The following is a 22,291-nucleotide window of genomic DNA, read 5'->3' on the forward strand; positions in this document are numbered from 1 at the left end:
TTCACGCGCTCCTCCCGTCGCGCAGCGATGCTGATGGCCGGCGGCGCTACGGGTTCGAGGGTGACGCCTGCGTCCGACGCCAGCAAATTGCTTCTATTGTCCTGCTTCCGCGAGCAGCATCGTCGGGTAGACCGGCTTGGTGAAGAACTTCGCGCCGGGCGGCAGCGGCCGGGGCAGCGGCCGGCCGGAGATCACGATGATCCGCATGTCGGCATTGTGCTGCTTGGCGAAGTGCGCCAGATCCACGCCGTCCATCTTCCCGACCAGATTGATGTCGGTGACCACCAGGGAGGGGTGGCGGACTTTCAGCGCCAGGGCGGCGGTCTCTGCGTCCTCGCACTGGAGCACGTCAAAATTGCTCTGTTCGAGCAGCAGGGCGAGCATCTCTCGCTGAATGTCGTCATCTTCGACGACGATTGCGGTCGGCCGGATCGGCTTTGACTGGCCCATGATTGCACCTCATTCCTATCATTTGTTAAGCGCGAAGGGCGGAATATGTTCCCAGCGTGGTGCGCTCGATTTCGCTCTCGCTTGGGTTGCCGATTATTTCCGAGCCTGCGGGCAGTCGGCGCAGAAGATTCTCCGCTTCGATCAGTACGGCGCGAACGAACCTCCGCTCCTCGATCGCCTCGCTCGTGAAGTAGCCATGCGTGACGGCATTGCTGTTCCCAAACGGTGCTCCGGAGCCCGCGGCCCCGCCGTGCATGCGGCAGCGCGCCTTGCCGCGCAGCGCGGGCGCGCAGCACGGTTCACCGCGACGTGATTGCGCGCCGCAGCGCGGGCTCGCCTGCATCGCGCCGGTGTTGCGGACGTGGCTCATGCGGGAACGGCATCCACCAGTCCCGGCTTCGCGGCGATCAGGCTTGCATGCTGCGTGAAATGGCCGACGACGGCCTTGCCGCCATCCTGCACCGACAGATTCTGCACCGTGATCGCGCACGCGCCGTTGCTGCGATGCCGGTTCAGGGCCTCCATCATGCTCGCGAAGGTGCGCGACAGCCGGGTGAGGGCGCGCGTCAGGCTCTCCTGCTGCGGCACGTCGTCCGTGCAGGCGAGGCGGCAGGCGCAGCGCATCGCCGCGACCTGAATGCTCACCATCTGCGCCGCCAGCATGGCCTCGAGCGAATCCTTCGGCGCGATGCTTTTCAGCATCGAGACCATGAAGGAGAGGTTGCCCTGGTCGGGCTTTCGCGCAACCGCGCTGGCTTTCACGAGCTGGCTCAGGAGGCCATGCAACGCGTCGCGGTCGGCGGCGCCGAGCGCCTCGGCCAGGAGCTGTTCGCCAGCGCCTGGGTCGGCGTGGTCGATCACGATGCGGTTGCGGCGAAGCCTTACCTTCGGGCTTGCGATCGCCGCGGCACGATCGTTGGTCGTGACGGGGATGGTCTTGGTACGGGTCAGGGATGTCGTCATGCGGTGTGTCCTTTGGCCGTGCAGGCGCAAGGGCTCGCGGCCGGCAAAGCCGGTCGCACCCCTGCTGTACGGTGGTTGTGAGTTTCAGACGTCGATGAGGCGTTTTCGCGCAGCAAGGCCTGCGGCGCTCCCGTGACCGGGCGTAGCGCGGAGAATGGCCGATATCGCGACGATGCCATCATGCTCCTGTTTTGCCCGACGAGTCAAACGGGATTTCGGAGATTCAGCAGATGACGTTGCGCGAGCCCCCGTTCTGACGGGGCCGGCTACGGTGCATGGGGTTGTTTTGGCGTTTTGTCCGGGCCCGCTCACAGCCACAGGATCTGCTTGCGATAGCCGAGGTCGTTGAGCAGCGGCGCCGCGGGTCCCTGGTGGAACACGGCGCCGCGCTCCAGCGCGAAGACGCGGTCGGCCAGCGCCAGCACGAGATCGAGATTGTGCTCGACGATCACGATCGACATGTGACTGCGGAGCTGGTCGAACACCCTGAACAGCTCGAGCGTCACGGCCGGCGCGAGACCCTCGAACGGCTCGTCGAGCAGCAGCAGGCGCACATTGCCCGACATCGCGCGGGCGACCGCGACCATCTGCTGCTCGCCGCCGGACAGATAGTCCGCCGCGATGTTCATGCGCTCCTTCAGCCGGGGGAAGTATTGCAGGATCTGCTCCTCGTGCCAGACCACGCCGTCGCCGCCGTCGGTCTTGCGCGCGAGGCGCCCGAGCGCGAGGTTTTCGCGCACGGTCATGCCGGCGAACAGCCCGCGCCCCTGCGGCACATAGCCGATGCCGCGGCGGGCGATGTTAGGGGCGGGGAGGCTTGCAATGTCATCGCCGCGATAGGCGATACTGCCCGACGCCGCCGGCACGAGACCGGCGATGGTTTTCAGCAGCGTCGATTTGCCGGCACCGTTGCGTCCGAGCAGCGCGACGATCTCGCCCTCGCGCACGTCGAGCGCGGCGTCGTTGAGGATATGGCTCTTGCCGTAGAACGTGTTGACGCCGTCGAGCCGCAGCACGGTCTCGCGCGTGCCGGCTGTCTCGTCGCTGCGCCGATGCTCGACAGGAGGAATCCCCTTGCCGGTATAGATCTCCTGTACCCGCAGGTCGGCCCGCACCGCCTTGGGGCAGTCGGACATCAGCACCTCGCCCTGGTTCATCACGGTGACCACTTGCGAGAATCCCAGCACGCGGTCGATGTCGTGCTCGACGATCAGCACGGGAATGTTCGCGGCGATGTTCCTGACGAGGTTGGACACGCGCTCGCGCTCGGCCGCGGCGAGGCCCGCGAGCGGCTCGTCGAGCAGCAGCACCTGGGGCTTGGAGCCGAGCGCGATGCCGAGATCGACCAGCCGCTGCCCGCCATAGGAGAGCTCGCCGCCCTCGATCTCCTCGATGCCCTCGAGCCCGAGAAACTTCGTCAGTGCGGCGGTCTCGGCGTGGATGTCCTCGTACGCGTCGATGTCGTTCCAGATGTTGAAGCGCATGGCGCGCCGCGCCTGCAGCGACAGGCGCAAGTTCTCGTAGATCGAGAGCCCGCGAAACAGGTTGGTGATCTGGAACGAGCGCGCCAGCCCCTGGTGGCAGATCAGGTTCGCCGGCACGCCGGCGATGTCGCGCCCATGCAGGCGGATCGTGCCCCGGTCGGGCGCGTAGAGGCCGGAGACCAGATTGAACAGCGTGGTCTTGCCGGCGCCGTTCGGGCCGATCAGCGCGTGGATCTCGCCGGCGGCGACCTCGAGGCTGGCGTTCTCGACTGCGCGGATGCCGCCGAACTTTCGCGAGACCCCGCTGACCTCGAGCACGGTGCCCGTCAACGCCTCCGGCCGCAGGAAGTCGGGCAGCGGCAGGCCGTCATAGATCTTGCGCCGGCTCATCGCCGCCGTCTCTTCCGGCGGTGGACGGAGGCGCCGCATGATCAGCGAACCGATCCCGACGAGGCCGCCGGGCGAATACATCACGAAGGCCACGAAAATGAGGCCGAACCAGAACAGCCAGTCCGACGTCCAGATCGAGAACAGCTCCCGGAACAGGATGAAGAACACCGCGCCGAGCGCAGGCCCGAGCAGGCTGCGCATGCCGCCGATCACCACCATCGCCAGTAGCTCGCCGGCGAACGGCACCGAGACGGCTTCGGCCGAGACGAGATAGTTCAGGAACGCGATCAGCGCGCCGGCGAGCCCCGTGACGACGGCGGAGATCACGAACACCGCGAGCTTGTAGCGCTCGACCGGATAGCCCTGAAAGCTCGCGCGCAGCTGGTTCTCGCGGATCGCGACCAGCACGTGCCCGAACGGGGAGCGCACCAGGCGCATCAGCACGTAGAGTACGGCGAGGCCGACGATCGCGACCACGATGTAATAGTTGAGCGCGCTGTCGAAGCCGACGGCGCCGATGCCGCCGCGCTTCAGCCCGCCGAGCCCGTCCTCGCCGCCGGTGAGGCTCGTCCAGCGAAAGGCGGTGGTGTAGACGAGGGCTGCCAGCGCCAGCGTCAGCAGCGAGAAATAGACGCCGCGCCGGCGCAGGATCAGCAGGCCCGTGATGGTCGAGGCGATCGCGACAACGGCCATCGATCCCAGGAGTGGCAGCCAGATCTGACCCGGGAAGAAATGCAGCTGGATCAAACCGGCTGCATAGGCACCGATACCGAACCAGGTGCTGTGGCCGAACGAGACCAGGCCGGTGTAGCCGATGCAGAGGTTGAGCCCCAGCGCCCGCAACAGGAACGGCAGTGCGATCACCGCAACGATCGCGATCAGGAGCGGCCTCAGCCGCTCGATGGTCGAGGCATTCCTCATTCGAACTTCTCGATGCGTTCGCCGAGCAGGCCGCGCGGGCGCACCAGCAGCACCAGGAACATCAGGATGTAGATCGAGGCTTCACCCGCCGCCGGCTCGAAATGGATGGCGATGCCGCGCACGACGCCGACGAGGAGGGCGGCGATGACGACGCCCCAGAAGCTGCCGAGCCCGCCGATCACGACCACGACGAAGGCGATGGTCATGATGTCCGAGCCCATCGCCGGATGCACCGTCGTGATCGGCGCGAAGAAGGCGCCGCCGAGCGCGGCGAGGCCGACGCCGAGCATCACGATCGCGGTCATGTAGGGCTGCAGGCGAATGCCGAGCGCCGCCACCATGTCCGGCCGCTGGATGCCGGCGCGCACCACGCGTCCGAACGAGGTCTTTTGCAGCAGCCACCAGACGCCAAGCAGGATCGCCGCGACCACGCCGAGGATCAGCAGGCGATAGCGCGAGAACAGGAAGTCGCCGACGATGACCGAGCCGCGAAAGCTCTGCGGGATCTCGGTCGAGACGGGGGCGGCGCCCCAGATCATGCGGATCGCCTGCTCTGCGACCATCGCAAGACCGAAGGTCACGAGCAGGCTGAGAATCGGATCAGCCGTGTAGAAGCGGCGCAGGATGAAGCGCTCGAACAGGATGCCGAGCAGCGCCACGGCCAGCGGCGAGATCACCACGGAGGCGCCGAAGCCGAGGCGGCTGGTCAGTTCGACGCAGACATAGGCGCCGAGCGCATAGAATGCGCCATGCGCGAGATTGACGATGCCGCCGACGGAGAAGATCAGCGACAGCCCGAGCGCGATGAGCAGGTAATAGCCGCCGAGCACGAGGCCGTTGACCACCTGTTCCAGCAAGAACTCGAACTGCATGTTGCGTCCTTGCCGCGCGCGAGCGCGTCAGGCTTTCATCTCGCAAGGATTCTGTTCCTTGGTCGGGTAGATCGTCTCCAGCGGATCCTTCGCCGCCGGCACCGCCTCGCCCAGCACCAGCATGTCCCACTGGTCCTTCATCTGGTCTTTCGGTTTGACCGTGAACGGATAGGCTTCCTGCACCAGCTGATGATCCCAGGCGCGGAAGTACGCCTTGCGCGCCTTGCCGATGTCGAACTGCGCCTGCTTCTCGAAATAGGCGATCAACTCGCCGCTGTCGGTCGACTTGGTGGTGTTGATCGCCTCCGCCAGCAGCTTCAGGGTGATGTAGTCGATCCAGGCATGATTCTCCGGCGGCTTGCCGTATTTCTTGGTGAAGGCCGCGACGAAGGCCTGCGATGTCGGGTTTTGCAGCGTGTGATACCAGACCGTCGGCCAGGTGCCGCTGAGATTGCCCGCGCCTGCGGCCCAGGCATCGCCGGTGTTGAGGTTGAAGCCGACCAGCGGATAGGGGAAGCCGAACTCGGCATATTGCTTGACGAGATTGGTCACCTGGTTGCCGGCGAGGTTGCAGCAGACGACGTCCGGCTTTGCCTGCCGGACCTTCAGCAGATACGGGCTGAAGTCGGTTACGTCGGTCGCGATCAGCTCGTCGCCGATCAGGTTGGCATCATGCGCGCCGAAGAACGCCTTTGCGGCCTTCAGCAGGTCATGGCCGAAGATGTAGTCCGCCGTCAGCGTGAAGAACTTCTTGCCCTTCACCATGCCCTGCTGCGATAGCGCGGTGCCGACCGCGTTCACCATCACGGTGTTGGGAATGTCGCAGTGGAACGAATATTTGTTGCAGCTCTTGCCGCGCAGCGCGTCCGAGCGGGCGCCGGTCGAGAAGAACACCTTCTTGTTGCGCTCGGCCACCTGCATGATGGTAAGCGCGGAGGCCGACGAGATTTCACCGAGCAGCACCACCGCGCCGTCCTGCTCCAGCATGCGCTGCGCCTTGGTCGCGGCGGTCGCGGGGTTGATCGAATCTTCCGAGAGAAGGTCGATCTGCTTGCCAAGAATGCCGCCGGAGGCGTTGATCTCTTCCGCTGCGAGCTTCACGCCGAGTTGGGCGTAGCCGCCGATCACGCCGAGAAAGCCGGTGAGCGGCGTCAGGTGTCCGATCCGGATCTTATCGGCCTGCGCCCTCACGATGGCGGGAAAGCCGAGCGCGGCAGCGCCGGCAAAAGCTGCGCCTGCGCGCAACAACGTCCGTCGTGGGTAGCGGATCATCTCTGTCTCCTCCCGGGGTGCATCGCGTGCCTCCCTTCAAAACCGGGTATCCGGTATTGTGAGAGAGCTTGTTTTAATGCTGGATGATAATCGCGAGCGTCATCGCCGGTGTCAACCGGCAAAATCACCACCCGGGTTGCGACCTAGACTTTCTGTGTAAGTGCCTTGTGCGCCCGGTCCTTGGCGCCGAATTCGACCGACAGGCGGTCGGCGGCGGCCTGCACGATTTGTGCGCCGGCATGCAGCGCCTGGTTGGACAGGCGCCAGATCGGCCCGGAAATGCCGAGCGCACCGATCACCTGCCCGGTGAAATCGGTCACGGGCACGGCGACGCAGCGCACTTCCGGATTGAACTCGCCGTCGTCGAAGGCGACGCCGGTGCGTTGCACCTCGGCAATCTCGCGCATCAGTGCGCCGACATCGCTGATGGATTTCGGCGTCGACGGTTTCAGTTCGACGCGATCGATGAAGCGCTTGAGCTGCTCGGGGCGGAGAGACGCCAGAATGATCTTGCCGAGCGCCGTGCAATGGGCGGGCCGCACCACGCCGACGCGATCGGCGAGCTGGAACGCGCCGGGGCCGCTCGTGCGCGCGATGACGACCACCGCGTCGCCCATTCGCACGGCAAAATGCCCGCTTTCGCCGGTCTGGCGCGATAGCTCCTCCAGCACGGGCGTCGCGACATTGACCATCTCGATCTCGTCGAGCGCGCTTGCGGCGAGCGCAAACAAGGGGCGACCGATGCGGTAGCGCTTATTATCCTTCTCCTGGCGGAGGTAGCCGAGCGAGACCAGCGTCTTGGCGAGATGAAACGTGGTGGAGTTATGCAGGCCGACCAGCTTGCTCAGCTCGGCGAGGCCAATGCCTTCACGATGGCGCGCCACCTCTTCGAGGATCGAGAAGGCACGTCCGAGCGACTGGACCCCGCCGCCGCGCTGCTTGTCGTCGGCCTCGTCGTCGCCATCAGCCTTGGGAGCGGGGACCAGTTTGGCAATCGCGGCCTTGCGCGGGCTTGCAGGCTTCTCGCCGGTCGTTGGCTTGGTACGCGATCTCAAGGACTGGGCTCCCTCGGGTGAATCGTTTCGGCTCTGCGTCAGCGACAGTAGCACGCAACCGGCGCGGCCGTCGGCGCGGAGCTTGACGTTTCTTCGACGCGAAGCCTATCACAATATAAATTGACGTACAGCATTATGAGAAATAGGCTGCGCGCGGCCCTGTGATGACCGGCCGCGTTCTCCGCATCGGTACAGAAGACGTCGACGGGCCGAGAGGGAGACCGGTTGATGTCGCGAAACATGCTCAATGGCGCCCAGGTCATTGTCGATTATCTGATCCAGGAGAAGGTGCCGCAGGTGTTCGGGCTCTGCGGCCACGGCAACATCCAGTTCATCGACGCGCTGTACGAGCGTTCGTCCGACATCAAGACGATCTCCGTGCATCACGAGAGCGTCGCCGGCTTCATGGCCGACGTCTATTACCGCGTCTCCGGCCGGCCGACCGCGACCTTCACCTCCTGCGGGCCGGGCTCGGCGAATCTGCCGATCTCGCTTGCCAACGCCTTTCTCGATTCCGTGCCGTTCATGGCGATCACCGGCAATGTGCCGACCAGCCAGTTCAATCGCGGCGCGTTCCAGGAGATGTACCGGCACTATCAGGCCGACTTCCCTTCCACAGTGCGCACGATGTGCAAGAAGGTGTTCCAGCCGACCCGCGGCGCGATGGTGCCGCTCGCGGTGCGGCAGGCCTGGAAGACCATGATTACGGGGAGGCCGGGGCCTGTCGTGATCGACGTTCCCTTCGATGTGTTCATGGAATCAGCAGCCGAAGAGGCGCCAAGAGCGATCGAGTGGAGTGCCAACATCTCCAGCCGCTGCGGCGCAGATCCTGATGGTGTCGAGAAGGCTGTCGACATGCTGCTCGCGGCCGAGCGGCCGGTGATACTGGTCGGGCAGGGCGTGCGCTATGGCGGAGCGGCGGAGGAACTGCGCAAGCTCGCCGAGCGGCTTCAGATCCCCGTGGCGGCATCCGCGAGCGGCCTCGGCGCGCTCGATGTCAATCATCCGCTGGCGCTCGGCCTCGTCGCGCGCGCCGGGCATTACCAGGCCAATCACGCCACACGCCAGGCCGACGTGCTGCTCGCGCTCGGCGTCCGCTTCGACGACCGCACCTCGAGTTCGTGGATTCCCGGCTATTCCTTCACGATCCCGCCGACGCGACTGATCCACGTCGACATCGACCCTGAAGAGATCGGCCGCAACTACCCTATCGCGCTCGGATTGATGGCCGACGTCCGTACCTTCCTGCGGCAGGTTCATGCCGAACTCGATCGCCGCGACAATCTCTCCAAGAAGGCTGATGCCCGCCAGAAATGGCTGGCGCAGATCGACGGCTATCGCAAGGAGTGGGACAAGTTCGTCGCGCCCGGCTTTTCCGACGATACCGTGCCGATCAACCCGCAGCGCGCGGCCGCCGAGATCGACAAGGCGTTGCCGGAGGACGCGATCCTCGTCTCCGACATCGGCGTGCATCACAATTGGCTGCTCGGCTTCTGCAAGCCGAAGCGACCGGACTCGCTGATTGGGTCGATGGGCTTTGGCCCGATGGGCTTTGGCGTTGCCGGCGTGATGGGCGCGAAGTTTGCGGCGCCCGATCGCCCCTGCGTGTCGGTCTGCGGCGACGGCGCCTTCTTCATGCATGCCAACGTGCTCGGGACGGCGGTCGAATACAATCTGCCGGTGGTCTGGGTCGTCTGGAACAATTACGCCTATGCCTCGATCCGCGGACTGCAGCGCGGCTATCTCGGCGGGCGCGAGCTTGCCACCGACTTCAAGCATCCGGAAACGGGCGAGCGCTACAATCCGGATTTCGCGGCGATGGCGCGCTCATGCGGTGTGGAAGGCGTGCGGGTCGACCGCGCCGGCGATATCGGAGAAGCGATACGCAAGGGCATTGCGGCCAATAGGCCCTATCTGATCGACGTCGACATCGCCGCCGACGTCAACCCGGCCGGTGCCGGCGTCTGGGAATTGCCGGGTCTTGGCCAGAGCAAGGCCGGCATCGGCACGCGGTTCCAGCCGGGCTGATCGCGGCCTGCAAATCACCAGATAAGAAAAATAGGGGAGATGGGAATGACGCTCGCAGGCAAGAAGGTCGTCGTGATTGGCGGCTCCTCAGGCATCGGCCTCGCTACGGCGGAACTCGCGAAGAGCCAGGGTGCTGATGTCGTCATCGCGTCGCGTAGCGCATCGAAGCTAGATCCGATCGCTGAGCGGCTGAAAGTGATGGCGATTCCAACCGACGTCACCAACGATCAGAGCGTGGCCGGGCTGTTCAAGCGCACCGGCCCTGTCGATCACGTCGTGCTGACGGCCGCGCAGCTTCGCACCGGGCCGTTCAGGACGGTCGCGATGGAAGACGTGCGGGCCACGATGGAAGGGAAATTCTGGGGCGCATGGCGCGTCGCGCGCGAGGCCGAGATTCGGCCCGGCGGCTCGCTGACGCTGGTCACCGGTTTCCTCAGCGTCCGGCCACGGCCGAATTCGGCGATCATTAGTGCTGCCAATGGCGCGCTGGAGTCGCTCGCCCGCGCGCTGGCGCTCGAGCTTGCGCCGGTGCGTGTGAATGCGGTGTCGCCTGGCGTGATCGATACGCCGATCCGGGCTGCGATGCCGGAGGCGGCGCGGAAGGAGATGCTGGCCAAGACGGCGGCCGCACTGCCAGTCGGCCGCGTCGGTATGGCCGAGGACATCGCCCAGCAGATCGGAAGCTTCATGAGCAACGGATTTGCAACGGGCTCGATCGTCTATGTCGACGGCGGCGCGCTGGTGAATTAAGGAGCAGGAGCATGACCGAGGAAAGCAATGGCGCCTTTATCCGCAACATTGCGGAAGTACCCTGGCGCGAGTTTCCCAACCATTTCGGCGGCGCGCTGTCGAAGCCGCTGGTGATGCCGGAGAACGCGCGCTCACGCCACATCGATTACCGCATCTCGATGTACCAGCCGATGGCCTATGTGGCGCGGCATCATCACAAGGTGCAGGAGCAGGTCTATCACGTGCTCGACGGCGAAGGGTTGATGGAGATCGCGGGAAAGAACCATGTCGTGCGCAAGCACGACGTGATCTTTCTGCCACCCGGTGTCGAACACGCGATCTCGAACTCGGGGTTGACCGATCTCGTTTTTCTGGTGGTGACGTCGCCAGTTACCGACGACGAGAAGCCGGTCTGACCGATTAGCGCTCGCTCGATGCGAGGCGGACGGCGCGGACCCTCGTTGCTTTCGCGCGTGCTGAGATCATGCTGCGCGCCTTGCCATGGGCCGCGCCGTTCTTGCGGAGCAGGGCGACGAGGCGCTTGCGGGCGCGGTTTGCTGCGAGCCGCGCTGCCAGCTGCTCGGCCTTGCGAATGATGGTCGCGGTTGATGGCGTCAGGTTTGCCGGCACCCAGGCGACGTCCTTGGTCTTGGACAGGCTGGCGACGCCTTCGCAAGGCGCCTCGCGGGGCAGATCGATCCGGATCGCGAGAGCTTCCGTGCGCTCGATCCAATCTTCGGCCTTGGTACCGGTGATGATGCGCACATAGTCGCGCGTCTCGCGCGGCAGCTCGCTCTCCTTGGCGAGCCATTTCTGGATGCGGCCGGGGCCAGCATTGTAGGCAGCTGCGGCCAGGCCAAGATTGCCGAAATCGTCGCGGAGCTTGCGCAGGAACTTTGCCGATGCCGGCAGCGCCTTCATGGGATCGAAGGGATCGTCGAGCCCGACTTCGGCGGCCGTCTCCGGCATGAATTGCGCAACGCCCTGGGCGCCGGCTTGGCTGACCTCGTTGGACCTGAAGCGGCTCTCTTGCCAGAGCAGGCGAGCGAAGAACGGCACGGGAATGCCGCTCTCCTCGGCCGCTTCCTTCAGTGCACGGCAAAACTGCTCGGTCGGAGACGCCGGAGTCTGCACGGCCGTTTCGACCGAAGGCGTCGGCTCGATCGTCTGCTCGTAGGACGCGCGCGCATTGGCAAGCTCGATGGCCTGCACGCTTGTCAGGAACAGCTCGACAAGGGGGACCAGTGAGGGCGCGCGATCAGCCTTGCGAGCTGTGTCGTCGAAGCTTGACGCTTGCCAGTTTGGCGGCGAACTGACGTCGCACATCAGAATCAGGAACGCAGCGCAAGCGGCGACGAGAAATCGCATCTCGGTTCAGAGTCCTCGAACTGTGGGGGAACGACCAGCGGTGTGCCGGTGACAAGGACTTCTTAACCGTAATTGCGGCGAAGCTGCGATTCCGCGATACGACAGGTGTTAGTACGGTGTTCCCGCGGCAGGAACGCGACTCTGGTCCCGCGATTCTACGGGAACCGAGGGGAAATCAGGACCTCAAACGGTATTGCGGGAGGCCTGCGCCGCTTACGTCTTGGGAAAATCCTGGCGCATCGCGATCTCGGCGGCATCGCCGGGCGACAGCACGGTCTGGTCGAAGGCTGCTTGCGGCGGCGTCATGATGTCGTAGAGCGAGATGCCCTTGATGGGCTTGCCCATGAGCTCGCGGACGCAGTCGGCGAGTGTACCGTTGTAGACGAGATAGGGCGGACCACGGTCCTTCTGGCGCTCGCCCTTCAGCGACGGCCATTTCTTCAGCTCGGCCGGCGCATCGTAAGCGATCGGCGATCCCTCTTTGAACATAGGCATGGCCTCGGGCGGCTTGGACTATCGGCGAATCCTAGAGCCGCCCGGTAAACGCGCGTTAAAGAATTGGCTCAAATCAGCCGGCAATGAAGGCGAGCAGGGTGCCGTTGGCCTCGGCCGGAGGCACGACGATCGCCGCTCCGCTGCGGACGCCTGCCGATCCGAGGGACTTCTCGGTCGCCGCGAGATCGCCGCTGGCGAGCACCAGCGCCGCGCCGCCGCGCTCGGAGAGACCGGCCAGCGGTACGCCGGGATAGCGCTTGCCGAGCTGGTCCAGCGTCAGATAGACGAAATCGGCACGGTCGCCGCCCGAGGTCACCGTCACCGCGCCATCGGCCTCCGCCTTCGGCTCGCGATCGATCAACTGGGCCAGATGCGCCGAGTCCTTCGCCGGCTCGGGCGTCGCGATCAGCACCTCGCTGATCCGCTTCGCGGCGTTGGCGTGCCTCATCAGTTCGGGGATCCACACCGTCTCGCGGGTCTTGTGCTGGCAGGCAAAGATGCGCACGCCGCCGGGCGCCTCGGCCGTCGGCCACATGAAGGTGCGAAACTTGGCGGCCGAGACCGTGCCGTCAGGCAGCGTCACAGGCCGCTCGAAGTCGGTCGGGCCGATCGGCGTGAAGCCGCGCGCGCGGATTTCCTCGGCGCCGGCGGCGGAATCGATCGCCGTGAAGGCGATGCGCTCGATGCCCTCGCCGTGCCGTTCGACAAAGGCGCGCGCGGGCGCGTTGTGCTCGGTCGGCACCAGCACGCCGAGCAGCTCCATATAGTCAGGATCGAACATGATGGTGTAGTTGCCGGTGCCCATATGCGCGCTGTGGGTGCCGCGCGGCGATAGGGTGAAGCCCAGCTTTCGGTAATTTTCGGCGGCACTGTCGAGGTCTTTCACCATGACCACGGCGTGGTCGATTCCGATGATGTTCTTGAGGGCCACTGTGATTTCCCCGGCAAGGATTACAAACTGACTTGAGACCACCATGGCGGCCGTTTGCCCTGTCTACGCCGGATGGGCGCACAAGTCATTTTCAAATCGGCGGGGGATCAGGAATTTCATTCCGCGAAATGCGGTATCGACACGTGATGGCCTCAGCGATCCTGCTCGCTGATATAGGCGGCGAGGATGGCGCGCTCTTCGCTGGTCATTTCGGTGATATTACCCGGCGGCATCGCGGTCGACCACGCAGCGACGCGGCCGATCAGGCGGATGTTCCGATGGATGTGCTCGGGCGCATCGAGCAAGATCCCCTTCGGTGCAGTGACGATGCCGGCCCAGACCGGCTCGGCCGCATGGCACATGCTGCAGCGGGACATCACGATCTCCTCGACATTGGCGACCGTGGGCTGTGCTGACAGCGAGCCCGCCTTGACCTCGCGAGGCCCGGCCGCGGACAGGAAGAGGATCGCGATCGCGCCCACGGCTGCGACGCCCCACACCCACCACGGTGATTTGCGCCCGGCATGACCTTCGTTGAAGAAGTGACGGATCACCGGCCCCAGCGCCAGCACGATCGCGACGATGATCCAGTTGAAGCGCGTGGCGTAGAGCAGGGGATAGTGGTTGCTGATCATCAGCACGACGACGGGCAGCGTCAGATAATTGTTGTGGACCGAGCGCTCCTTGCTGGTCTTGCCCAGCTTCGGGTCGGGCGCCTGTCCGGCGATCAACGCCGCGACGATCTTCTTCTGGTTCGGAATGATCACCGCGAAGACGTTGGCGACCATGATGGTGCCGATCAGCGCGCCGATTTGGTTGAAAGCCCCGCGTCCGCTCAGCACGTGGGTGAACGCGTAAGTCAGCGCGACCAGGAATAGATAACCGCCGATCGCAAACGGCAGCTCTCGCTGCGCGAGCCCGGTGCGACAGGCGGCCTCATAGAGCAACCAGGCCAGCGCGAGGCTGCACAAGCTGAACAGTCCGGCCTGGAATGGCGTGAGGTCGAGGGTCGACTTGTCGACCAGGAACAGATCGGCGTCGAGATAATACACCACCACCATCAGCGCGAAGCCGGACAGCCAGGTGGTATAGGCCTCCCATTTGAACCAGGTGAGTTCGTCCGGCATTTGGCCAGGGGCCACCAGATATTTCATGATCCGGTAGAAGCCGCCGCCATGAACCTGCCAGGCCTCACCCTGCACACCATCAGGCAGATCGCTCCTGGGCTTGAGGCTGAGGTCGAGGGCGATGAAATAGAACGAGCTGCCGATCCAGGCGATCGCGGCTACCACGTGCAGCCAGCGCAGCAGCAGGCTCGCCCATTCCGATATGATCGATCCCCACATGATCACCCCATCAATCGCGACGCCGATGCCGCAGCTTTGATGACCGCAGCCGCCGGTCGCGCCCTCACAATGTGTTGCACCGATCCGTGCCGTTTTCCAGTACGATGGGTCTTAGCAAATGCACATCGTGCGGGCATGAGCTGACGTGGGATTTGGCAGATGAAGTCGGGGAGGAAGGCGACGTGATATCTCGTGTTTCGCAAATCATGCTGCCTGTGTGGATGCTGCTCGCGTGCGGCGGCGCGCAAGGCGAGCCCGTGTTGCAGGGCAAGGACGCCTATGGCAGCTGGCAGGTCGACAAGCCCGGCACAGTCAGGCTGATCCGCCCGCAGGATATGGCCAAGCCCGGCGCCTCGCCCTCGGTCTCCAATCCCACGCGCGTGACGACGCGCGGCAGCGCGATGCCGCTCGTGCCCGATGGATTCAAGATCGAGCTTTTGGCCGACGGCCTCTCCGATGCGCGGGTGCTGCGCGTCGCGCCGAACGGCGACATTTTCGTTGCCGAGACGGGACCCGGACGCATCCGCGTGCTGCGTCTCGGGGAGAGCGGCAAGGTTGCGATCAATGAGGTCTTTGCCAGCGGGCTCACCCGCCCGTTCGGCATCGCCTTCTTCCCGAACGGCGACAATCCGCAATGGGTCTATGTCGCCAACACCGGCAATGTCGTCCGCTTTCCCTATCACGCGGGCGACCTGAAGGCGTCGGGCAGGGCTGACGTCGTGGTGACGAACCTCGCGCAAGGGTCGGGCCATTCCACGCGCGACATTGTGTTCACGCCCGACGGCAAGCGCATGCTGGTGTCGGTCGGCTCCGCCAGCAATGTCGCCGAGGGCATGGGGAGTCCACCTGGCGGGCTCGAGGCCTGGTCGCGCACGCAAGCGTTCGGCGCGTCCTGGGGCTATGAGGCAGAGCGCGCCGCGGTACTCTCCTTCACCCCCGAGGGCAAGGACCGCAGGCTCTATGCGACCGGCATCCGCAACTGCGTCGGCCTCGCGATCCAGCCGCAAACCGGGCTTCCGTGGTGCTCGACCAACGAGCGCGACGGGCTCGGCGATGATCTCGTGCCCGACTACGTCACCAGCGTGAAGGAGGGCGCCTTCTACGGCTGGCCGTGGTTCTACATCGGCAACAACGAAGACCCGCGTCATGCCGGCGCGCGGCCGGACCTCAAGGACAAGGTGACGGTGCCTGACGTCCTGGTGCAGCCGCATTCCGCCTCCCTCGGCATGACGTTCTACCAGGGCACGCAGTTTCCATCCGAATACAAGGGCGATGCCTTCGCCGCCGAGCACGGCTCCTGGAACCGCTCGAAGCGCACCGGCTACAAGGTGATCCGCATCAGGATGAGGGACGGCAAGCCGACTGGCGAGTACGAGGATTTTGTCACGGGCTTTGTCGTGAACGACGGCCAGGTATGGGGACGGCCGGTCGGCATTGCAGTGGCGAAGGATGGCGCACTGCTGATTTCAGAGGATACTGGCGGCACGATCTGGCGGGTGACGCACTAGCGAGCGGCCGTGGCGGTGCACCCTCGCCCCTTGCAGGGCCCTGCAGGGGGAGAAGGGAAGAGGCATCGGGTTCGGCTCGCTTTACCCCCGCCGCACGCTCGCTCCGCCATCCACCGGCAGGGTCACGCCCGTAATGAAATTCGCTTCATCCGACGCCAGGAACAGCGCGGCATTCGCGACGTCCCATCCGGTGCCCATCTTCTTGCGCAGCGGCACCTTGCTGTCGCGTTCGGCTTCGACCTCGGCGCGGGTCTTGTGCCATTCGCGGGCGCGGGTGTCGACGGCCATCGGCGTATTCATCAGGCCGGGTAGGATGACGTTGGCGCGGATGCCGTATTCGGCGTTCTGGTAGGCCAACTGCTCGGTGAAGGCGATCATCGCCGACTTCGTCGCCTTGTAGGCGACGTAAGGATAAGTCGTGATCGCGGCCATCGAGGAGATGTTGATGATGGCGCCGCTCTTCTGCGCACGCATGATCGGGATCACCTCCTTAGCTGCGAGAATGCAGCTTTTCAGGTTGATCGCGACGACGCGGTCGAAGGCCTCTTCGGTGATCGCCAGAAGCTCGGCATCGCCTCCGGCGAGACTCACGCCGACATTGTTGTGCAGCACGTCGATGCGGCCCCAGCGCGATTTGGCGTCGGCAACCATCGCCTTGATGTCGGCGGACTTGGTCACGTCGGCCTTGAAGGCCGCGGCGATGCCTTGCTGCGCCGCGATCAGATCGACGGTCTCCTGCGCCGACTCCAGATGATGGTCGACGCACAGCACCTTGGCACCTTCGCGCGCAAAGATGAGCGCGGTGGCGCGGCCGTTGCCCATGCCTTCGCCGGGGCTCTGGCCGGCGCCGACCACGATCGCAATCTTGTCCTTCAAGCGCATGTCAGTTCACTCCCGGGATCGGGTACTGCTGGAGTACCTCTTTGTAAGTGGGCTCGTTGTCGATTTTCATGGTCGCGAGCACGCGTACCACGCCGCAATAGAAGGCGATGGTGAGGACGAGGTCGGTCATGTGCTCATCGGACAAATGGTGCTTGATCTCGGCGAAGGTCGCACCCGACATCGCTAGCTCCCGCACCATCTCGCGGGCGCCTTTCAGGATCGCCCTGGCGAGCGGCTCCAGCTTCGACGGCTTGCCCTCGGTCTCTGCCATCAGGCCCGCGATGTCCTCGTCGGTGACCCCGAACTCCTTGCCGATCTTGACGTGATGGGTGAATTCATACTCCGATTTCTCCATCCAGCCGACCTGGAGGATGGCGAGCTCGCGCAGGCGCGGATCGAGCTTGCTCTTGAAGCGGATGTAGCTGCCGATGCCGTTGAAGGCGCGCGCCATCTCCGGCGAGTTGACCAGCAGCTTGTGCAGATTGGTGTTGCGCTTGAGCATGTCGCGATATTCGGGCGCGACCTGATCGGCCTCGAGGTAGGGCAGGCGGGCCATGGATGTGTTTCCCCTAGTGCTCTTGTGACTCGCGTTCGGGAGCTTGTAGCGTTACGCCGCCGTCGACCACCAGCACCTGGCCTGTGATGTAGCGTGCAAAATTGCTCAGCAGAAACTTGACGGCGTGGCCTACGTCCCAGCCGGTGCCTTCGGTCTTTAGCACGGACGCCTTGGCGCGCTGGGCGCGGGCCTGCTCGCTCATGCCGCGGGCATAGACCATCGGCGTGTACATCGGTCCCGGGCAGATGCAGTTGACACGGATATTGTCGCGGCCGTGGTCGACCGCCATCGCGCGGGTGAGCCCGATGATCGCGGCTTTCGAGGTCGTGTAGGTCGTGAGCCCGCGCGGGCGCAGCGCCGAGATCGAGGAGATGTTGACGATCGCGCCGCCCCTGGCCGTCCTGATCATCGCGGGGATCGCGTGCTTGGAGAGCAGGAACATGGTCTCGACATTGACCTGCATGACGCGGCGATATTGCTCGGGCGTCTCCTCGACGACGCTGCCGCGACTGCCGATGCCGACATTGTTGTCGAGGAAATCGAGCCGGCCCCATCGGTCGAGCGCGGCCTCGACCAGCATCTTGCAGTCGGCTTCGCTGGTGACGTCGCCGCCGTGGGCCGCGGCCGTACCGCCTTCGGCCGCGATCATCTCGACAGTACGCTCGGCGAGCTTGAGATCGCGATCGGCGACCAGCACTTTCGTGCCGGAGCGGGCGAGCAGAATTGCTGCAGCGCGGCCGTTGCCGATGCCGTCGCCTGCGGCGCCGCCGCCGCTGATCAACGCCACCTTGCCGGCGAGGCCGGCATCGTCCTCAGGACCCTGCATGTCGTTCCATCCCGGATATTTTCGTGCAAGTTAGCAATGCCGTGTCGAGGTGAGAAGGCCGGCGGTCCCGCGCCGATGTCATTGACATCGCACGGAATTGCATGCCGCCGGACGAGATTGCGAACGCACCGGCGCGCGCCTGGAGGAACCGACTTCACGCGATCGCGTTTTCTGCGGAGCCTTTCCCGCGTTAGGCTCCGTCCCGGGGACTCCCAACCGCCAGTGGCTTGCCGATGAATCTGCTTGATCCACAAGGGCCCGTGGCTGCGGCCAACAGCACCATTTTGGTCGATTCCGTCTTCATCATGCTCGCGATCGTGGTGCCGACCATCTTCGCGATTTTGGCTTTTGCATTCTGGTTTCGGGCGTCGAACACCAAAGCACGCTATCAGCCTGACTTCGTCTATTCCGGCCGCGTCGAGATGGTGGTGTGGGCGATCCCTGCGCTCACCGTCATCCTGCTTGGCGGCGTCGCCTGGATCGGCTCGCACCAGCTCGATCCCGCGGCGCCGGTGCCGGGCACAGGCAGCCCGGTGCGTATCCAGGCCGTCTCGCTCGACTGGAAGTGGCTCTTCATCTATCCGGACCAGCGCATCGCCACCGTCAATACGCTGACGGTGCCGGCGGGTGCCGAGCTGAATTTCCAGCTGACGTCGTCGAGCGTGATGAACACGTTCTTCATCCCGCAGCTCGGCAGCATGATCTACACCATGAACGGAATGGTGACGAGGCTGAACCTGCGCGCCGACAATGAGGGCAAGCTCAAGGGCTTGTCGGCGCATTTCTCCGGCGATGGCTTTCCGGACATGATGTTCGACGTCAATGTGATCTCGCCGCTGTCATTTCCGGATTGGGTCGCGACCACGGCGAAGACTGACGCCGTGCTGAACGAGGACAGCTACAAGAAGCTGATGCAGCAGGGCGTCGAGAAGGGCAGGCCGACCTATCGGCTGGACGACCCGCGCCTGTTCGACCTGATTGCCACCCAGCACATTCCGCCGGGGCCGGGACCGGAGCTCGTCTCCGATGCCGGCCGTCCTCACAGAGGGGGCGTTGATGCTCGGTAAGCTCGACTGGTCGGCCATTCCTTTCGATCAACCCATTCCGCTTATCGCGGGTGCGATCGTGCTGGTCGCGGTTTTGGCGGTGCTGATCTGGGTCGTCGTGAAGGGCCATCTGCCTTACCTCTGGCACGAATGGATCACGAGCGTCGATCACAAGCGGATCGGCGTCATGTACATCCTGCTGGCGTCGGTGATGCTGCTGCGTGGCGGCAGCGACGCCATCATGATGCGGATCCAGCAGGCGATTGCGTACCAGTCGCAGGGCTATCTGCCGCCGGAGCATTATAACCAGATCTTCTCTGCGCACGGCACGATCATGATCTTCTTCGTGGCGATGCCGTTCGTGATCGGGCTGATGAACCTCGTCGTGCCGTTGCAGCTCGGCGTGCGCGACGTCGCGTTCCCGACGCTGAACTCGGTCGGCTTCTGGCTCACGGCGACCGGCGCGCTGCTGGTCAATCTCTCGCTCGTGATCGGCGAGTTCGCCCGTACTGGCTGGCTCGCCTTTCCGCCGCTGTCGGAGCTGTCCTATTCGCCCGGCGTCGGCGTCGACTATTACGCCTGGTCGCTCCAGATCTCCGGCGTCGGCACGCTGGTCGCGGGGATCAATCTTGTCACCACGGTGCTGAAGCTGCGGACCAAGGGCATGAACTATCTGCGCATGCCGATGTTCTGCTGGACCACGCTGGCTTCCAACCTGCTGATCGTTGCGGCCTTCCCGATCCTCACCGCCACTCTCGCGATGCTGCTGCTCGACCGCTACCTCGGCTTTCATTTCTTCACCAACGAGGCTGGCGGCAACGTCATGATGTTCATGAATCTGATCTGGGCCTGGGGGCATCCCGAGGTCTACATCCTGGTGCTGCCCGCCTTCGGCATCTTCTCAGAGGTCGTCTCGACCTTCTCCGGCAAGGCGCTGTTCGGCTACCGCTCCATGGTGCTCGCCACCATGGCGATCTGCGTCATCTCCTTCATGGTCTGGTTGCACCACTTCTTCACGATGGGGGCTGGTCCTGATGTCAACGCCATCTTCGGCATCGCCAGCATGATCATCGCGGTGCCGACGGGGGTGAAGATCTACAACTGGCTGTTCACGATGTATGGCGGCCGCATCCGCTTCGCGCCGCCGATGCTGTGGGCCGTCGGCTTCATGGTCACCTTCATCATCGGAGGCTTGACCGGCGTGCTGGTCGCGGTGCCGCCCGCGGATTTCATGCTCCACAACAGCATGTTCCTGGTCGCGCACTTCCACAACGTCATCATCGGCGGCGTGCTGTTCGGCGCCTTCGCCGGTTTCGAGTACTGGTTTCCGAAGGCGTTCGGCTTCCGTCTCGACGAGCGGTGGGGCAAGCTGGCCTTCTGGTTCACCTTCTCAGGCTTCTACATCACTTTCGTCCCGCTCTATGTCGCCGGCATGCTCGGGATGACGCGGCGCATGCAGCACTATGACGTCGCGGAGTGGCGACCCTGGATGATCGTGGCGGCGATTGGCATGGCGGTGCTGTCAGTCGGCGTCATCTGCCAGATCATGCAGCTCGTGGTCAGCATCCGCAATCGCGAGGCGCTGCGCGACCGGACCGGCGATCCCTGGGATGGACGCTCACTGGAATGGGCGACCTCGTCGCCACCGCCGGTGTTCAATTTCGCCTTCCATCCTGATGTGCGCGGCGAAGATGCTTATTGGGACATGAAGATCCATGCCCGGCAGCAATCGCTCGAGCACGAGACGCCCGAGTATCAAGATATCGAGATGCCCAGAAACTCGCCGACAGGATTCGTCTGCGCGTTCTTCGCGACCATCATGGGCTTCGCACTGATCTGGCACATCTGGTGGATGGTGATTTTGGGCGGCATCGGCGCGTTCGCGACCTTCGTCGTGTTCGCCTGGCGCGACCACGACGAGTACGTCATCCCGGCCGCTGAGGTCGCCGCGATCGACCGTGTCAACCTCGAGGAGCGGCGCAGCCTCGTCAGCATGGCGGGGGCAATCTGATGGCGATGACCGCGACCGTCGGCCACGCGCATGCCGATCCCCATCACATTGGCCTTGTCGTCGAGCATCCCGGGCCCGCGCCGAAGCGGATCGTCACCGCCTACGGCTTTTGGGTATTCCTGCTCTCCGACATCGTGATGTTCTCCTGCTTCTTTGCGGCCTATGCGGTGCTGGTCGGCCAGACCGCGGACGGCCCCAAGGGCTCGGAGATTTTTGAGCAGCGTAACGTCGCGATCGAGACGGTCTGCCTGCTGCTGTCGAGCTTCACCTGCGGCATGGCCAGTATCGCGGCCGACGTCCGCAACCGGTTCTGGTTCTACCTCGGCATGGGCGTAACGTGCGCGCTCGGGCTGATCTTCCTCGCCATCGAGTTCAAGGAATTCGCCGACCTCGTCGCCCGCGGCTATGGTCCGTCGCGCAGCGCGTTCCTGACCGCGTTTTTCTCGCTGGTCGGATGCCACGGCTTGCACGTGTCAGCCGGCGTGCTCTGGCTGCTCACCATGATGGCCCAGGTCTTCGCAAAGGGCTTTCGCGCCGACGTCCTACGTCGGATGATGTGCTTTGCACTGTTCTGGCACGCGCTCGACATCATCTGGGTCGGGGTGTTTTCCGTCGTCTATCTGCTTGGAGGTGGCGCATGACCGATCAGACGCATATCGAACATGATCTCGCGCCGGGCGAAGAAGAGCAACACAGCGTCGGCGAGCGTATCCTCGGCTATGTCGTTGGCCTTGGCCTGGCGCTGCTGCTCACTGCGACCTCGTTCTTCATCGCAGGCACTAATCTGGTCTGGCAGCCGTCGATTCCCGTCGCGCTGATCGTGCTGGCGATCGCGCAGATGGGCGTGCATCTGGTGTTCTTCCTGCACATCACCACGGGACCCGACAACACCAACAACGTACTGGCACTGGCCTTCGGTTTGCTGGTCGTCTTCCTGGTCGTCGGCGGCACCGTCTGGATCATGGCGCACCTCAACCAGAACATGCCGCCGATGGATCAGTTCATCCGGATGCACAGCTAGATCTGCACAAAAAAGAAGAGCCGCTTGCGTGTGACAAGCGGCCCAAGTCTAGGGAGGAAACGCCCGAGCAAAGCAATCGGCCGAAGCCGGATTGCCGCCAAGGAAACGCACGCGCAAAGCGCTTGCGTACACATATA

General features: G+C 64.4%; 22 protein-coding genes. 8 read left to right on the forward strand and 14 right to left on the reverse strand.

All coding sequences use genetic code 11. The features are described 5' to 3' along the window. Positions 1 to 93: 93 nt before the first annotated feature. From QY049_RS34855 to QY049_RS34885, 7 genes are all read right to left on the reverse strand, one after another. Positions 94 to 450, reverse strand: coding sequence for a response regulator (locus QY049_RS34855; protein WP_258762679.1), 357 nt, complete (start codon positions 448 to 450; stop codon positions 94 to 96). 25 nt (positions 451 to 475) lie between these two features. Continuing rightward, entirely contained in the window at positions 476 to 820 is a 345-nt protein-coding gene (locus tag QY049_RS34860) for an HGGxSTG domain-containing protein (RefSeq protein WP_258762678.1), read from the reverse strand. Further along, positions 817 to 1,413 carry a hypothetical protein gene (locus QY049_RS34865; RefSeq protein WP_258762677.1) on the reverse strand — a complete coding sequence of 199 codons (597 nt, stop codon included), beginning with the start codon at positions 1,411 to 1,413 and terminating at the stop codon, positions 817 to 819. Before QY049_RS34865 ends, QY049_RS34860 begins: the two co-directional genes overlap by 4 nt. A 308-nt stretch (positions 1,414 to 1,721) precedes the next feature. Further along, positions 1,722 to 4,208, reverse strand: coding sequence for a branched-chain amino acid ABC transporter ATP-binding protein/permease (locus tag QY049_RS34870; protein WP_301270449.1), 2,487 nt, complete (start codon positions 4,206 to 4,208; stop codon positions 1,722 to 1,724). Then, entirely contained in the window at positions 4,205 to 5,080 is an 876-nt protein-coding gene (locus QY049_RS34875; protein ID WP_258762675.1) for a branched-chain amino acid ABC transporter permease, read from the reverse strand. The genes QY049_RS34870 and QY049_RS34875 overlap by 4 nt, the downstream gene beginning before the upstream one ends. Before the next feature lie 27 nt (positions 5,081 to 5,107). Beyond that, a complete protein-coding gene (locus tag QY049_RS34880; RefSeq protein ID WP_258762674.1) occupies positions 5,108 to 6,352 on the reverse strand; it encodes an ABC transporter substrate-binding protein in 1,245 nt (414 codons plus the stop codon). A gap of 143 nt (positions 6,353 to 6,495) precedes the next feature. Continuing rightward, complete coding sequence (locus tag QY049_RS34885) at positions 6,496 to 7,407, reverse strand: IclR family transcriptional regulator (RefSeq protein WP_258762673.1); 912 nt, start codon at positions 7,405 to 7,407, stop codon at positions 6,496 to 6,498. Positions 7,408 to 7,635: 228 nt separating this feature from the next. Here QY049_RS34885 and QY049_RS34890 point away from each other — a divergent pair, with 228 nt between their 5' ends. From QY049_RS34890 to QY049_RS34900, 3 genes are read left to right on the forward strand one after another with little or no spacing between them, the layout of a single operon-like run. Further along, positions 7,636 to 9,435 (forward strand): thiamine pyrophosphate-binding protein, encoded by a 1,800-nt coding sequence (locus QY049_RS34890; RefSeq protein WP_258762672.1) that lies wholly within the window; start codon positions 7,636 to 7,638, stop codon positions 9,433 to 9,435. 45 nt (positions 9,436 to 9,480) lie between these two features. Beyond that, entirely contained in the window at positions 9,481 to 10,185 is a 705-nt protein-coding gene (locus QY049_RS34895) for an SDR family oxidoreductase (RefSeq protein ID WP_258762670.1), read from the forward strand. A gap of 11 nt (positions 10,186 to 10,196) precedes the next feature. Then, on the forward strand, positions 10,197 to 10,580 hold the full coding sequence (locus QY049_RS34900; protein ID WP_258762669.1) for a cupin domain-containing protein: 384 nt from the start codon (positions 10,197 to 10,199) through the stop codon (positions 10,578 to 10,580). Positions 10,581 to 10,584: 4 nt separating this feature from the next. On the opposite strand, the gene QY049_RS34905 is transcribed toward QY049_RS34900, so the two are convergent. The 4 genes from QY049_RS34905 to QY049_RS34920 form a co-directional block, all read right to left on the reverse strand. After that, entirely contained in the window at positions 10,585 to 11,532 is a 948-nt protein-coding gene (locus tag QY049_RS34905; protein WP_258762667.1) for a lytic transglycosylase domain-containing protein, read from the reverse strand. Between the two features lie 213 nt (positions 11,533 to 11,745). Further along, positions 11,746 to 12,027 carry a hypothetical protein gene (locus QY049_RS34910; protein WP_258762666.1) on the reverse strand — a complete coding sequence of 94 codons (282 nt, stop codon included), beginning with the start codon at positions 12,025 to 12,027 and terminating at the stop codon, positions 11,746 to 11,748. A gap of 73 nt (positions 12,028 to 12,100) precedes the next feature. Further along, complete coding sequence (locus QY049_RS34915; RefSeq protein ID WP_258762665.1) at positions 12,101 to 12,958, reverse strand: VOC family protein; 858 nt, start codon at positions 12,956 to 12,958, stop codon at positions 12,101 to 12,103. A gap of 152 nt (positions 12,959 to 13,110) precedes the next feature. Next, positions 13,111 to 14,304: a urate hydroxylase PuuD gene (locus QY049_RS34920; RefSeq protein WP_258762664.1), complete on the reverse strand. Its 1,194-nt coding sequence runs from the start codon at positions 14,302 to 14,304 to the stop codon at positions 13,111 to 13,113. Positions 14,305 to 14,510: 206 nt separating this feature from the next. Here QY049_RS34920 and QY049_RS34925 point away from each other — a divergent pair, with 206 nt between their 5' ends. Further along, on the forward strand, positions 14,511 to 15,812 hold the full coding sequence (locus tag QY049_RS34925) for a sorbosone dehydrogenase family protein (protein ID WP_301270452.1): 1,302 nt from the start codon (positions 14,511 to 14,513) through the stop codon (positions 15,810 to 15,812). Positions 15,813 to 15,893: 81 nt separating this feature from the next. On the opposite strand, the gene QY049_RS34930 is transcribed toward QY049_RS34925, so the two are convergent. The 3 genes from QY049_RS34930 to QY049_RS34940 are packed head-to-tail and all read right to left on the reverse strand — an operon-like array spanning position 15,894 to position 18,076. Beyond that, positions 15,894 to 16,694, reverse strand: coding sequence for an SDR family NAD(P)-dependent oxidoreductase (locus QY049_RS34930; protein ID WP_194477114.1), 801 nt, complete (start codon positions 16,692 to 16,694; stop codon positions 15,894 to 15,896). Position 16,695: 1 nt separating this feature from the next. Then, entirely contained in the window at positions 16,696 to 17,250 is a 555-nt protein-coding gene (locus tag QY049_RS34935; RefSeq protein WP_194477113.1) for a carboxymuconolactone decarboxylase family protein, read from the reverse strand. A gap of 13 nt (positions 17,251 to 17,263) precedes the next feature. Beyond that, positions 17,264 to 18,076, reverse strand: coding sequence for an SDR family NAD(P)-dependent oxidoreductase (locus QY049_RS34940; RefSeq protein WP_301270450.1), 813 nt, complete (start codon positions 18,074 to 18,076; stop codon positions 17,264 to 17,266). A 260-nt stretch (positions 18,077 to 18,336) separates the two neighbouring features. Between QY049_RS34940 and QY049_RS34945 the strand changes: the two genes are divergently transcribed. Genes QY049_RS34945 through cyoD form a run of 4 tightly spaced genes read left to right on the forward strand, consistent with a single transcriptional unit; the run spans position 18,337 to position 22,154 of the window. Then, the gene (locus tag QY049_RS34945; RefSeq protein ID WP_258762662.1) at positions 18,337 to 19,143 is read left to right on the forward strand and encodes a cytochrome ubiquinol oxidase subunit II; all 807 of its coding nucleotides are present in this window, start codon (positions 18,337 to 18,339) and stop codon (positions 19,141 to 19,143) included. Continuing rightward, positions 19,133 to 21,133: a cytochrome o ubiquinol oxidase subunit I gene (cyoB, locus tag QY049_RS34950; protein ID WP_258762661.1), complete on the forward strand. Its 2,001-nt coding sequence runs from the start codon at positions 19,133 to 19,135 to the stop codon at positions 21,131 to 21,133. Before QY049_RS34945 ends, cyoB begins: the two co-directional genes overlap by 11 nt. Further along, the gene (locus QY049_RS34955; protein WP_258762660.1) at positions 21,133 to 21,774 is read left to right on the forward strand and encodes a cytochrome (ubi)quinol oxidase subunit III; all 642 of its coding nucleotides are present in this window, start codon (positions 21,133 to 21,135) and stop codon (positions 21,772 to 21,774) included. Before cyoB ends, QY049_RS34955 begins: the two co-directional genes overlap by 1 nt. Then, positions 21,771 to 22,154, forward strand: coding sequence for a cytochrome o ubiquinol oxidase subunit IV (gene cyoD / locus QY049_RS34960; RefSeq protein WP_258762659.1), 384 nt, complete (start codon positions 21,771 to 21,773; stop codon positions 22,152 to 22,154). The genes QY049_RS34955 and cyoD overlap by 4 nt, the downstream gene beginning before the upstream one ends. Positions 22,155 to 22,291 lie beyond the last annotated feature (137 nt).

Origin of the sequence: Bradyrhizobium sp. WYCCWR 13022 (genome assembly GCF_030435535.1) — a bacterium.
GTDB lineage: Bacteria > Pseudomonadota > Alphaproteobacteria > Rhizobiales > Xanthobacteraceae > Bradyrhizobium.

Coding starts and splice junctions, on each gene's coding strand:
- QY049_RS34855 (WP_258762679.1), bottom strand. CDS start 450: ATGGGCCAGTCAAAGCCGATCCGGCCGACCGCAATCGTCGTCGAAGAT.
- QY049_RS34860 (WP_258762678.1), bottom strand. CDS start 820: ATGAGCCACGTCCGCAACACCGGCGCGATGCAGGCGAGCCCGCGCTGC.
- QY049_RS34865 (WP_258762677.1), bottom strand. CDS start 1,413: ATGACGACATCCCTGACCCGTACCAAGACCATCCCCGTCACGACCAAC.
- QY049_RS34870 (WP_301270449.1), bottom strand. CDS start 4,208: ATGAGGAATGCCTCGACCATCGAGCGGCTGAGGCCGCTCCTGATCGCG.
- QY049_RS34875 (WP_258762675.1), bottom strand. CDS start 5,080: ATGCAGTTCGAGTTCTTGCTGGAACAGGTGGTCAACGGCCTCGTGCTC.
- QY049_RS34880 (WP_258762674.1), bottom strand. CDS start 6,352: ATGATCCGCTACCCACGACGGACGTTGTTGCGCGCAGGCGCAGCTTTT.
- QY049_RS34890 (WP_258762672.1), top strand. CDS start 7,636: ATGTCGCGAAACATGCTCAATGGCGCCCAGGTCATTGTCGATTATCTG.
- QY049_RS34895 (WP_258762670.1), top strand. CDS start 9,481: ATGACGCTCGCAGGCAAGAAGGTCGTCGTGATTGGCGGCTCCTCAGGC.
- QY049_RS34900 (WP_258762669.1), top strand. CDS start 10,197: ATGACCGAGGAAAGCAATGGCGCCTTTATCCGCAACATTGCGGAAGTA.
- QY049_RS34905 (WP_258762667.1), bottom strand. CDS start 11,532: ATGCGATTTCTCGTCGCCGCTTGCGCTGCGTTCCTGATTCTGATGTGC.
- QY049_RS34910 (WP_258762666.1), bottom strand. CDS start 12,027: ATGCCTATGTTCAAAGAGGGATCGCCGATCGCTTACGATGCGCCGGCC.
- QY049_RS34920 (WP_258762664.1), bottom strand. CDS start 14,304: ATGTGGGGATCGATCATATCGGAATGGGCGAGCCTGCTGCTGCGCTGG.
- QY049_RS34925 (WP_301270452.1), top strand. CDS start 14,511: ATGCTGCCTGTGTGGATGCTGCTCGCGTGCGGCGGCGCGCAAGGCGAG.
- QY049_RS34930 (WP_194477114.1), bottom strand. CDS start 16,694: ATGCGCTTGAAGGACAAGATTGCGATCGTGGTCGGCGCCGGCCAGAGC.
- QY049_RS34935 (WP_194477113.1), bottom strand. CDS start 17,250: ATGGCCCGCCTGCCCTACCTCGAGGCCGATCAGGTCGCGCCCGAATAT.
- QY049_RS34940 (WP_301270450.1), bottom strand. CDS start 18,076: ATGCAGGGTCCTGAGGACGATGCCGGCCTCGCCGGCAAGGTGGCGTTG.
- cyoB (WP_258762661.1), top strand. CDS start 19,133: ATGCTCGGTAAGCTCGACTGGTCGGCCATTCCTTTCGATCAACCCATT.
- QY049_RS34955 (WP_258762660.1), top strand. CDS start 21,133: ATGGCGATGACCGCGACCGTCGGCCACGCGCATGCCGATCCCCATCAC.
- cyoD (WP_258762659.1), top strand. CDS start 21,771: ATGACCGATCAGACGCATATCGAACATGATCTCGCGCCGGGCGAAGAA.